Origin of the sequence: Bacillus cereus group sp. BfR-BA-01380, assembly GCF_022663535.1 — a bacterium.
GTDB classification, from domain to species: Bacteria; Bacillota; Bacilli; order Bacillales; family Bacillaceae_G; genus Bacillus_A; species Bacillus_A cereus_BB.
In genome coordinates this window covers 24150-35878 of sequence record NZ_JAKUFS010000017.1, presented here as the reverse complement: position 1 = coordinate 35878, position 11729 = coordinate 24150, and the positions used below count along the sequence as shown (strand labels likewise).

Below are 11729 nucleotides of genomic sequence, written 5' to 3'. Positions count from 1 at the left end.
AATTGATATTTGACTTTACTTCAAAGTAATATCAGCCATCCATTTATTCCACGCTACAATGTATTGTGGTAAATCCTCTGGATGATGTCGAATGGAAGTAGCGATGCGACAATATAAACCTAGTAATACTTCTTCATATAAATCTATTTCATTTTGAGGCTGCCAATTGTCTAGAAGAGAAAGAGCTGGTTGGATAACATGCAATTCTAAATCGTTTGGAGTTGAACAAAATGCGTATACAAGGTCATAAATGGGAGGCCCTACAATTGGAGTAGGATCGATAACGCCAACTAATTCTTCATCGCTAAAAAGGAAATTATGAAAACCAAAATCTCCGTGTATCAGGTAAGGCGTATCAGTAGTATTTCTTTTCAGCCGATTCGTTACAATGTTACGAATGAGTTGATGATCTTCAGTTTTTAAATGAGATTCAATGGTTTCGTGAGATTCGGTAATACGAGAATGTAGAAATAATTCCCATGATGATTCTGGTTCATCTACCCAACCCCATTTGTTTGCATCACACATTGGATGATAAGAGTTTATAATATGTGATGAAAGGAAAGCGAGTACAGCACGTTTATCACTTTTTCGATTGTTTATTGTACCAGTTAAATATTCATAAACTATGTAACGGTAATTAGGATCCGCATACATGAGCTGTGGAAACCAATGCTGGTCTCGGTAGTGATTTAGAAACAGTGATTCAGCTTGTAGGACATTAGGCTTGTTCATTTTCACTACATATAAGGGAGTGTCGTCATATGTAATAACACCAACTGTACTGCTGCTTCCGCCATTTAGACTTTTGTAGTGGCCGAAAGGTTCAATAATTCCTTTACTTTCAAGTTCTTGTAGTATGTCTTTAGTGATAGAGTACTGCATAATGTTTATCTCCTTAAAATATTTAAAGTTAACTTAAATGTAAATTATTCTTTATTTTCTGTTATTTATATTTTGTCATAAAATGAGCTTTGTGACAAAGGTTTGATAATGAGCAATAAAAGAAGGATTCTATATTCAATTCATAGAACAAGTAGTATGGCCAAAAGAGAAACTCGATATAAGAAACAAAAGAAGTTAATATAATTATATTAATCAGAAAACTAATAAATATTTTTATTAGGGGTACCGCATCACCATCAAGTTAAGAAATACATTCTTCCCCAAAACGAAAAAACGAGTTGAATTCTCATAAATAACTGTAGAGATATAAAGTGAAACTTTAATCAGTGGGGGTTTTCTTCATCCCCCACTAATGGAAGTTTCACTTTATCTTAATGACGATGGGGCGCTACTCCTCATCATGTTTGAAAGGGGCATGTGCATATTTGTCCGTCTTTCCATTCAACAAAGGAGACGGATTTCCCTTCAAATATTGATTGAAAAATGCAAGCGTGTAGTCGTTGATAATGCGATGCGCCCTGCGCGGGTCTACTCCGTCCATCCATTGAACAATCGGCGAGTACAAATAAAAATCTGAATAGCTGTAATGTACGGTATGTTTCAACGTAACATGATAACCGCCGTTAGCCAAAGCGTTCTTTTTGCGAGCCGTACCCTCCTTGACAATTTGTTCGAATTGCTGGCGAGTAAACTCGTATTTGTCCAATTGTTCTTGCGTTGGCTGTTCGCTTTCTGATTTCTCTGAGGATTCAGAGCTCATCAGCATAAACGGCTTTGTTATGCCCATCTCCGGAACGTCTCCGAAAAAGGTGCCGTCCATATTGATGCCCGCCTTAACCCGGGCATCCTGAAGCAACATCTGCGTCGTCGCTGCTCCTCCAAACGAATGTCCCATCATACCAATTCGGCTTAAATCGAACTTTCCGGTCAAACGGCCGGACACATCGTTTCGGTTTAACTGTTCGATTTGGTCCAGAACAAATTGAATGTCTTTGACGATGACTTGCTTCATATCTTGATCCATCACTTGAAAGCTGAGCATGTTCATGCGATAGAATCCGATTATGCGCCCATCGGGAAATACAGTGGCCAGCGAATGATACGTATGCTCGACACCAACGACGATATAACCGTGACTGGCCAACTCTTCCGCCTGGAACGTATTTTGAAACCGGGTTCCCCCATTGCTTGGAGAGAATATGATAACCGGATAAGCCTTCTCTGCGCTGGCAACGGGCATATCGGCAATAGCATGCGTTTTCACCAGATCCATATAGCTTAACACAAAATCAGGAAGTCCGAATTCTTTGCAAATAGCCTTCCGGTAGCGCTCCGAGTCTGGCAAATAAGAAACCGGCGTTCCTCTCACGCCTTGTTGCGTAGGGTACCATAGTTGAACCATAAGTTCCCGATGATCGCCCGGATCTTTGGTATAAATCTCCTTACGGTTCGAATCCACCCAATGATATGTTGCGGTGCCGATGGCGTAGGGGCCGGTTGGTGCTTCAAAAGCGAAAACCGGCATAACGAAAGGAAGCGCCGCTGCAATCAGCGCGTACAAGACGATTCCGGCGATCGTCAGTACCCTACCAAAGTTTTGACCCTTTTCGGCGCCACGGGGTACTTTATGCTGCTTCCAAATGGAAACTAACAACATCAAGGTAATCCCGTATACCGGCACCATCTGCCAACGGTACCCTTCGCCAAACAACTGAGCGATCAATAACACGGCAGAAGCACATGAAAGCAGAACGAGCAACTTCATCGTTTTGTTTCGTTGTACAATCATCCAGCCTAGTATGACGAGATTGGCTACGACAACCACTATCTCTATCCAACGCATATTGCATTCCTCCTGTAACTTGATTTTGGTTCGAGTTCATCATATTCCAGCTCAATTAACCATCTCTTAACTGAATCTTAAAATAACCTTACATACAGGATTTTTCCAATCATGGGTAGAAGCTTATTATCGATACAACAATGAAAGGAGCCAACATGCGAAAAACGATTCTCATTGCGGACGACGAACCGGAAATTTTGGAACTGTTAAAGTTGTTTCTTGAAAGGGAACAATACAATGTGGTGGAATGCTCTAATGGGGCGGATGCGTGGCATTCTCTGCAAGCAGCGAAGATTGACCTTGTAGTCATCGACATCATGATGCCGCAGCTAGATGGGTTTCAATTGCTCAAAAAAATTCGCGACGAGCATCGTTTGCCAGTCATTATTTTGTCCGCCAGAAATGAGGATGCGGATAAAATACTCGGACTCGGCCTTGGTGCGGACGATTTTATTGCAAAACCGTTCAACCCGCTAGAAGTGGTCGCGCGAATTCAAGCGCAGCTTCGCCGGTATTACGAATACAATACGTCTGTGACGGACGTGCCGGTGCAGACAATCGTTGGTGATTTAACGTTGAATCATCATGCCTGCATCTTGTACAAGCAAGGACAGCCGATTTCTCTTAGTTCCATGGAATACAAGTTATTGAAGCTGTTCATGGATTGGCCCGGCCGTGTTTTTACCAAAAGGCAAATTTTCGAAAATGTCTGGTCCGATTACTATGTGGAGGACAACAATACCATTATGGTTCATATCAGTAGATTGAGGGACAAAATCGAGGATAATCCGAGGCAGCCGATTTACTTACATACGATTCGCGGACTCGGTTACAAACTGACGAAAAGAGGTTGAGCCACCCTGTACAAATCGAATCGTATATTGAATTCGTTGATTAAAAATTATATATTTTTTTCTTTAACCTTGGCCGTTGTCGTCTTTGTACTCATCGCCTTTTTCTATGTTCAAACAAAAACAAAAGTCGTTGACCCAGTCATTCCGAAATTAAAAGCAAGTGAAATCGTCCGTCCGGATTATACCACCATTCCGACCGATGTCGTCGAGATGTTTCACGGCTCGGTCAAAATTCTTGACGAACGGCTTCATGTTATATATATCAAGGGTGAAAACACCGATCGAAAGGACAGTTATTTCGACAAAGAACTGGTAGAGATGCTTTACGACAGGAACGACGCGTCCCGTTACGCTTCTTTGGCGCCGTTTCAAACAGCCGAAGGAAAAACATATTACTGTCTGATCCAGATTCCCGGTGGCCAGCTTGTGAAAGACGTGAAAGTGAATACAGCCCCAGCCACTCAAAAAAATGCCATCGTCGTGCTATTGCTGCAAGCAGTTGCCGCTTTCCTCCTGCTTTTTGCTCTTAACCTTTATTTGTATAGCAAGCGGTTGGCGGTTAAAATGACGAACCCGCTCGGCAAAATCGCTGCCGGCATGCAGCGTATGGCGGATGGAGAATACGGTACGCGGGTCACTTTCAAAGCCTATGACGAACTGGCGCGCATACAGGAAATGTTCAATCTGATGGCGGAAAAGCTGGGACGTGCAGAACAAGAAAAAACGATTTTGGAAGAAAGCAAACGACGCATGCTGGTTGGCATCTCGCATGATTTAAAAACGCCGATAACGACGATTCAGGGGTATGCCAAAGCTTTGCAGCTTGGTCTTGCCGAGGATGAAGAAAAACGGCAGCGTTACTTATGCTTTATTATGAACAAGGCTGACCGGGTCACCGATCTAATCGACGATGTATTTGAATTGTCCAAGCTGCAAAGTCCCGATTATCCAATGTCCGTGGAGAAGGCCGATTTCGCAGAATTCATCCGTGAAATTATAACTCTTTATTACGATCAGTTTGAGGAAAAACAGCTGTCCTTGCATTTGGACATACCGGAACGCTTGATGCTTCCATTTCATGCGAAGCTGATGTACCGGGCTGTCTCCAACCTGATTTCCAACGCGTTGAAATATACGCCTGCAGGCGGGGAAATTATTCTTCAACTGCTCGAGACTGAGGCGCACATCGAATTTGTTGTGGCAAACGATGGACCGGGTATTCCCGATGATCAGAAAACATTGATTTTTGAGCCGTTCTTCCGTGGAGACCAAGCCAGAAATAGCGACGGTGGATCAGGTCTCGGCTTGTCCGTCGCCAAACATGCCGTGATGAAACATGGCGGCGAATTGCGTCTGGATACGGATTCGGGCAAAACAGCATTCCGTATCATTTTTATGAAAATACAAGCGGCGAAACCTCAATGAATGCTTGGATGATAGCGAATCGGTTGTATTATTACATTTTTGGTAAGTTACTTTGCACTTTACGTTACGATTGCTCCCTCTACCTCATTTAAAAAATTTGTGTTTGTGATATAATTTACATATATGGGAAAGATAGGTGGTTATGATTTAGCTAAGTTTCGTACATATATGTTATAAATGATGGGGAGGACATACATATGGATAGCATAATTTTTGATTTGGATGGAACTATTTGGGATTCTATAAACACTGTACTACTTGCATGGAATAGTATAGTTGAGGAAAATCAGCAAGTAGAAAAGAAATTAACAAGAAGAGACTTCGAAGGTACTATGGGACTTCAAATGGACGACATAAGTAGCAAGTTATTTCCAAGCTTAGATTTAAACACTCGAACACAAATAATTAAACAGTGCTTTGAGATTGAAGGTAAATATATAGAGGAACACGGTGGAGTTCTTTTTGAAAACGTAGAAGATGTACTTTGTAACCTTTCTAAGAAATATAAACTTTTTATCGTTAGCAATTGTCAACAGGGTTATATTGAGGGGTTTTTTCGGTATCATAAACTTGAGAATTACTTTTTAGATTATGAAAATCCCAGTAGAACGGGTCTTGCAAAAGGAGACAATATCAAATTAATAATTGAAAGAAACAACCTTTCAAAACCTGTTTATGTTGGAGACACAGAGAGTGATCTAAAGGCGGCCAGGTATGCGGGTATCCCTTTTGTTTACGCAAAGTACGGTTTTGGAAATGTAAGTGAATATGATCAAGTTATAGAGAAATTTGATGATCTTTTAGACCTATTTTAAAGAATAATAACAAATGATTAAAGGAACTAACAGAATCACAGATTTTGATTTTAAGATACTTCTCGGCTTGTCTGAGGGGTTTTTTATTTTCGGGGAGTAAAAACCTGTTCTGTTAGGAAAATGGAACCATTATGGTTTGTAAATGAGTAATAAAAGAAGGATTCTATATTCCATTCATAGAACAAGTAGTATGGCCAAAAGAGACAATATAAGAAATATAAGCTAACATAATATAATTATGTTAATGTAAAAACTGGTAAATATTTTGATAAGGGGAATTACAATTGAAGTATATCGAATTTGGAATTGGAAATAAGTGGATTGTAAGAACGGAAATAGAATATGATGATGGAACTGAGACGGAGAAGCGTGGTATTGTAAAGCCAATTCATTTTGAATCGGCGTATATGAGATGTTGGGTAGGGAAAACTTGTTTCATTATAGATACAAAAGAAGGCTTTAAGAAAATGAAAAAGAACCGGAATGAATTCAAATTTATTTTTGGAATTGTAAGTAGGAGATGAATCGAAGGTATGCAGTATGTAAACTTTCGATTCATCTTTATTTTTTATCGATGTCCTTGTTTTCTTGCTTCTGCAAATCCATTGTATGCACAAGCGCCATTTTGAGAAAGGTCTTTTACTTCAAATCCACATCTTTAAATAAACTTTTTACAGAAGAAGCTGGGATTCCTTTCGTTCCTTCACGAATAATGAGTCCGTTATGATAAATGTACATAAATATTGCCTCCTTTTATTTCATTTTTCATTTCGTTATGAAATAGCCATTTCCTGCATTCTTGCTTGTAAATGATAAAGGATTGGTGATGAGAAAAAGATAGAATCGAAAATTAAGGTAGAAGAACACATTGTCGTTAACTAGAGAATTCAGAATTATCCTGAAACAAGAAATGAAAATTTCTCAATTTTATCCCGCTATTTGGGGGCAGTAATACTCCCACCTCAAAATTCAGCGAAAGCATTGTCCAGTTCCAGTGGCTAGAATGTTCGGTGGCCTCGCTTCTTCCTACGAGGTAAAAAACACCTCTACGTCAGAAGCTCCATCCCCCTCACATTCTGGGCGAGCCACTTCCACATTTCTTTGTTGTCCAGCTCTAGCGGCTAGAATCTCCGGCCGTTTCGCCCCCTCGGACGAGGCAAAAAGCGCCTCTCTGACAGGGGCGTGGGCGTCCTGCGATTCTGAACGAGCCGTTTCCGCTTTTCTTAAGAAGTTAGTTGGGAGATAAACTGCCCGTAAAAGCCCGATTGGTGAGGGCTGATAATCAGTGGGGGATGAAGAAAACCCCCACTGATTAAAGTTTCCCTTTATCGTTTGGGGCTAGTTTATTTTTGTTAGGTTGATAGCTATGGGGTTATCTATTTTCTCAACTTTGTAGCGATGTGGCGCTACTCCAACTCCAAATATTTCTCAATACCCATTTTCTACTACAAATTATATATTTTATCTAGGTTATTATATTGACCTAATTTAAATAAAAATTGAATATGAAAAGGGGAATACAAAAATGAAAAAGTGGATTGTAAAGAAACAGTTGTTGAGTACTGCAGCACTTGGTTTAGGCCTTACGTTATTAGCTCCTATGAGTTTTACTCAAGCCGCAACCTTTGATGGAAAAACGAATGCTCAAGATTCAAAAATTACTGCAAGTCAATCAATAGCAACATCTCCTGTTCGCGTGCTAAAGTTGACGTCACCTTATATGAGTGGAGATGATGTTGAATTTGCACAGACACTATTAAATGTGAATGCAGATGGTGTATATGGTCCGGGCACAGCGCAGGCTGTAAAAAATCTTCAAAGCAAATATGGATTGACAGTGGATGGAGTTATTGGAGAGAATACATGGAAAGTACTACGTGAGGCTGCTGGGTTTAGAACGTTAAGGGTAACATCCCCATACATGAGTGGAAATGATGTAAAATTACTGCAAGCACATGTGGGCGTATCGCAAGATGGCATATATGGCTCGAATACAGCTCAAGCTGTAAAAAATTTTCAAAGTAAATATGGATTGACAGCAGATGGAGTAGTCGGAACTAATACTTGGTTTATGGTTTGGCGTGAGGATCATTAAGTTCGCCTGTAAAAAAAGAAAAGTCTTTACAATTATTGTTATTTCATAAGGAAATGCGGCGTCACTCTAACAATAATTTCAAATCCCTTGTATTTGCATAATAACAACCTGGTATAAATAATTGTTTTTGTTTTATATGGTGTGTTTATACATATAAAGGGGAAAATACGAATAAATTGATTCAAGTCAAAGAAAGGCACTCGTATGGGTGTCTTTTTTCGGTTAATAGGATAAATGCACAAGGGGGTTCATAAAAATGAAAATTGCTGCGCTCTATGATATTCACGGTAACTTTCCAGCACTAAAAGCAGTTCTTGATGAACTCGAAACAATACAGCCAGACTTGATTATAATTGGAGGTGACATAGTCTTAGGACCGATGCCTGTTCAAACGCTAGATTGTTTACTGAGTTTATGTAAAAGAACAAAAGTTACATTTATCATATCTGGCGAGAAGACCCCTACCTCAAGCGCAACGGTAGGTGGGGGATGAATCGCTTTTCTTTTGGTATATAAATAGAAACGTACGTTCTTATTTGGTATACTTTGTGTAAACAAAACAAGAAAGGAGTGTGTCCAATGAAAAAAGCATATTTTTCAATTCGTATCTATAAGAATGCACTGAATCCGAAATATGTTGAAGCGATTGGACATGCTCTTTTCGTATTTAATCGTGCGAAGCATTTCGCTTTATTTGAGTAGAAATAAATAAAGTTCCATAAACGACCGTTTATGGAACTTGGAAATTTACTAAAGGTATCTTGGGCACAAAAAAATTATGCTGCCTTTGAAATGAACTGGATTAAATTAACTATTTGAAAGATGAATATATTCTTCTATATCCTTAATAATTTGATTAACAGATTGCTGCCAAAATTTCGGATTAGAAAGATCAATATGAAAGTAATGGTATACTAATTCTTCAACTGGCTTTTTTCCAGTTTCACTTAAGAACCTTTTATATTTCGAATTAAATTCACTACCATCCTGTTTTGCAATGGCTAACAGACCTAAACTTAATAGATAGCCAAAAGTATAAGGATAATTATAAAAAGGAATGTTAGGTTCATAAAAATGCCCATATTTTATCCAAACAAAAGGTTGATACTGTTCTAAGCTATCGCCATAGGCTCTTTTCTGAGATTCGATTGATAATTCCTCTATCTGAATAGGACTTAATGGACTACCTTTACTTTTTTCATAGAAAAGTTGTTCAAATATAAATGATCCTCGAACTGCCATTAAATAATTTAAGCTACTTTGTATTTTATAGTTAAGCAAAGATTGTTTAACTTCCAAATCACTCGTAACGGTAATTAAATGATCCACAAAAATTAATTCAAATAAAATAGATGAACACTCTGCGATACTCATTGGAAAATGTTCTTTTAAAAAAGAAAGTGAAGGAGCATCTTTTAACTGTTTAAAATGCCATGCATGTCCGATCTCATGTGCTAGTATCCTTGCACTCTCTATCGTTCCGTCGTATCGTAAAGAAATTCTAGATTCCCCCTCACTTAGAAAAGGAGCACAAAAACCTCCAGGAGGTTTATTCGTTCTTGGCTCTGCATCTACCCAACCATCTGTTATTACATGAAGTGCAAATTGAGCAATTTCATCGTCAATAATTTTAAATGAATTGAATATTTCTTCTACGGCCTTTGAAAAAGGCATTTTACTTTGCTCATTTTGTTGAGAAGTCATCAATTGATGCCATGTTATTTTTTCTACATTATTCTTTTTAAAGTCTAGAAAACAAGTTAAACCTTTTAAATTCTTATCTATTGTCTCCCACATTGTAAAGAGTGATTCTCGAGAAATTCCATTTGAATGAAGAGAATCTGATAATATATCGTCTTTTTGTAGGGCACAGTTTTGAGACAATCGTAATCGTGCAAAGTTATTAAAAACGGTACCAAAAAGATCCTTTTCCTTATCCAATTTACTTGTTAGAAGCTTAAACGCTTTCATTCTTTTGATAGAATCATCATGATTCATAGCTAAATCATTCACTTCACTAAAAGAAACTACTTTTTTATTACCATCATCAATAAATTCAATCTCTAATTTGTTTTTAAGCTGAGTGTACATGTCTTTCCAATGATTCAATTCATTTCTTGTAAAGTTTATCATTTGTTCTTCAATACCAGTATAAATGTTAGTAGATAAATCAGAAATAAAGGGTTGCACAAAAGGAAGGCTATACCATTCCTTTTGGATTTCAGCAGGAAGTTTATTTATATATTTTTGCCAATCTGATAATAAAGAATGAGCTTCATCTTTGAGGGAAGTTATCTTGTTATGTAATGAAGTAGGAGTAGAATAATCTTTTGATTCGGACATAAGACAGTAACAATAGTATTCCGCTTTTTTAAGCCTACTGCGGACATCGGAGAAGTTCTGCAGCATTTTTTTATCAATAAAACTTTCAGTGTTAAATTTTGAATACGTCTCTTCTTTTAAATAATGAATTAAAATTTTAATTTCATTTAATTCATTAGATAAAGTTTGATCACATTCATTTGGATATAATCTTTGTAAGTCCCAGCGTGTAGGTTTATGAGGAATTTGATTCATAAATACAACCTCCAATAGTATTATAGTATTAGTTCTTCAAATTAAGAACTAAATTACAGTTCAATATTATCAGAAAAATATAAAAATGCAAATAAATTCAGAATGATTATTCTTGTTCGAATGTTGTATATTCTGATATTCTATACATAATAGCCTAATAGGAGGTATGTAATGTCATATCGTGTAGCAGTGGATGATTCATTAGTTTATGAATTACTTTTAAGTTTTTTATTATATAAAAGAAGGAAAAATCTAAAATATTTGTATAAAGGTACTAGTTGGATTGAAACAGTTAATGCTAAACTAACTGATCAATATAAAAATAAACTTGAACAATTTGAAGATGTATCGTTTGGGGATGTGCTATGCTTAATAATTGAAGGATGTCCTCAAAAAGGGGACATTCATTCATTTTTAAATTGGTTCCAGAAAGCATCAATAACCACATTGTATGAATTACTAACGCCACACTTAAAAAAAGAGGATTCTCATCTTTTGCTTGATTTAGAAAATCAAAAAAAAAATTATTTTTATTTCTTGTCGGAGTGGTATAACCAGTATTTTAAATTTGAGAATATAGAGAGAAAAATAGCTAACGAGGCTTCAAAATTTAGTAAAAAAGCTGAAAAATATTCACCAGAAAAATTGGTAGAAGAGTTTGCGACTGGCCTTAAAATAGAAATTCCAACAATTAAGCACGTTGTTCTAATTCCTTCTCTTCACTTTTGTCCGCTCCATACTTTTAGTATTTTTAAAGAAAAAATGTTTGTGTGGTATCCTGTAAGTTTTGAAGAATCAAGAGAAAAAATATGTAACATTTCAAAAGCCCTTGCAGATCAAAAACGTTTAGATATACTTCAGTTTCTTTCAAGAGATAAATATAAATTTACGGATATTTTAAATTATATAGGCGGAGCTAAAGGGAACCTCCATCATCACCTTATGATATTGCGATCAGCAAACCTTATACGTGTACATCTATCTAGTAATAATCAATTTTATCTCAGTACACGTACAGAATTTATTTCTGAATTAAAGGAGAAAATGATAGATTTTATTCAATATGCTGATGCATAGTATTGTCTGTGAAACCAAGTGCTAAATATGTGGATTTTAAATAAAGTTTAATCAAAAATAACCTCTTCGGATGTGATATCCGTAAGAGGTTATTTTTTCTGGAAAACAGGTGTATTTCATGCATGAAGTTAAAAGGT

The 11729-nt window shown here is 37.2% G+C and carries 11 protein-coding genes and 1 pseudogene; 8 read left to right on the top strand and 4 right to left on the bottom strand.

What is annotated here, in order from left to right; genetic code table 11:
- Window positions 1–15: 15 nt before the first annotated feature.
- Together MR076_RS16105 and MR076_RS16100 are read right to left on the bottom strand one after the other, a co-directional pair.
- A complete protein-coding gene (locus MR076_RS16105; RefSeq protein ID WP_242222219.1) occupies window positions 16–885 on the bottom strand; it encodes a phosphotransferase in 870 nt (289 codons plus the stop codon).
- 409 nt (window positions 886–1294) lie between these two features.
- Window positions 1295–2749, bottom strand: a complete 1455-nt coding sequence (locus MR076_RS16100; RefSeq protein ID WP_242222218.1) for an alpha/beta hydrolase family protein — start codon at window positions 2747–2749, stop codon at window positions 1295–1297.
- Window positions 2750–2904: 155 nt separating this feature from the next.
- Between MR076_RS16100 and MR076_RS16095 the strand changes: the two genes are divergently transcribed.
- The 4 genes from MR076_RS16095 (at window position 2905) to MR076_RS16080 (ending at window position 6367) form a co-directional block, all read left to right on the top strand.
- Window positions 2905–3603, top strand: a complete 699-nt coding sequence (locus MR076_RS16095; protein ID WP_242222217.1) for a response regulator transcription factor — start codon at window positions 2905–2907, stop codon at window positions 3601–3603.
- A gap of 27 nt (window positions 3604–3630) precedes the next feature.
- Window positions 3631–5028 carry a sensor histidine kinase gene (locus MR076_RS16090; protein WP_242222216.1) on the top strand — a complete coding sequence of 466 codons (1398 nt, stop codon included), beginning with the start codon at window positions 3631–3633 and terminating at the stop codon, window positions 5026–5028.
- Between the two features lie 197 nt (window positions 5029–5225).
- Entirely contained in the window at window positions 5226–5843 is a 618-nt protein-coding gene (locus MR076_RS16085; RefSeq protein WP_242222214.1) for an HAD family hydrolase, read from the top strand.
- A gap of 284 nt (window positions 5844–6127) precedes the next feature.
- Window positions 6128–6367, top strand: a complete 240-nt coding sequence (locus MR076_RS16080; RefSeq protein ID WP_242222213.1) for a DUF3977 family protein — start codon at window positions 6128–6130, stop codon at window positions 6365–6367.
- Window positions 6368–6497: 130 nt separating this feature from the next.
- Here MR076_RS16080 and MR076_RS26825 read toward each other — a convergent pair.
- Window positions 6498–6581: pseudogene (locus MR076_RS26825) on the bottom strand (GNAT family N-acetyltransferase); the annotation flags it as partial.
- 787 nt (window positions 6582–7368) lie between these two features.
- Between MR076_RS26825 and MR076_RS16075 the strand changes: the two are divergent.
- The 3 genes from MR076_RS16075 to MR076_RS26400 all read left to right on the top strand — a co-directional run bounded on the left by MR076_RS16075 (window position 7369) and on the right by MR076_RS26400 (window position 8640).
- Window positions 7369–7938, top strand: a complete 570-nt coding sequence (locus MR076_RS16075) for a peptidoglycan-binding domain-containing protein (RefSeq protein ID WP_242222212.1) — start codon at window positions 7369–7371, stop codon at window positions 7936–7938.
- Window positions 7939–8194: 256 nt separating this feature from the next.
- Window positions 8195–8431, top strand: coding sequence for a metallophosphoesterase family protein (locus tag MR076_RS16070; protein WP_242222211.1), 237 nt, complete (start codon window positions 8195–8197; stop codon window positions 8429–8431).
- Window positions 8432–8517: 86 nt separating this feature from the next.
- On the top strand, window positions 8518–8640 hold the full coding sequence (locus tag MR076_RS26400; protein ID WP_277928507.1) for a hypothetical protein: 123 nt from the start codon (window positions 8518–8520) through the stop codon (window positions 8638–8640).
- Between the two features lie 105 nt (window positions 8641–8745).
- Here the strand turns inward: MR076_RS26400 and MR076_RS16065 are convergent, their stop codons facing one another.
- The gene (locus MR076_RS16065) at window positions 8746–10515 is read right to left on the bottom strand and encodes a M3 family metallopeptidase (protein ID WP_242222210.1); all 1770 of its coding nucleotides are present in this window, start codon (window positions 10513–10515) and stop codon (window positions 8746–8748) included.
- 171 nt (window positions 10516–10686) lie between these two features.
- Between MR076_RS16065 and MR076_RS16060 the strand changes: the two genes are divergently transcribed.
- Window positions 10687–11592: a winged helix-turn-helix domain-containing protein gene (locus tag MR076_RS16060; RefSeq protein ID WP_242222209.1), complete on the top strand. Its 906-nt coding sequence runs from the start codon at window positions 10687–10689 to the stop codon at window positions 11590–11592.
- The last annotated feature ends 137 nt before the right edge of the window (window positions 11593–11729 follow it).

Bases quoted from the DNA above. Each gene is read 5' to 3' on its own strand.
- MR076_RS16060 (WP_242222209.1), top strand. From the start codon at position 10,687: ATGTCATATCGTGTAGCAGTGGATGATTCATTAGTTTATGAATTACTT.
- MR076_RS16100 (WP_242222218.1), bottom strand. From the start codon at position 2,749: ATGCGTTGGATAGAGATAGTGGTTGTCGTAGCCAATCTCGTCATACTA.
- MR076_RS16070 (WP_242222211.1), top strand. From the start codon at position 8,195: ATGAAAATTGCTGCGCTCTATGATATTCACGGTAACTTTCCAGCACTA.
- MR076_RS16085 (WP_242222214.1), top strand. From the start codon at position 5,226: ATGGATAGCATAATTTTTGATTTGGATGGAACTATTTGGGATTCTATA.
- MR076_RS16065 (WP_242222210.1), bottom strand. From the start codon at position 10,515: ATGAATCAAATTCCTCATAAACCTACACGCTGGGACTTACAAAGATTA.
- MR076_RS26400 (WP_277928507.1), top strand. From the start codon at position 8,518: ATGAAAAAAGCATATTTTTCAATTCGTATCTATAAGAATGCACTGAAT.
- MR076_RS16095 (WP_242222217.1), top strand. From the start codon at position 2,905: ATGCGAAAAACGATTCTCATTGCGGACGACGAACCGGAAATTTTGGAA.
- MR076_RS16105 (WP_242222219.1), bottom strand. From the start codon at position 885: ATGCAGTACTCTATCACTAAAGACATACTACAAGAACTTGAAAGTAAA.
- MR076_RS16075 (WP_242222212.1), top strand. From the start codon at position 7,369: ATGAAAAAGTGGATTGTAAAGAAACAGTTGTTGAGTACTGCAGCACTT.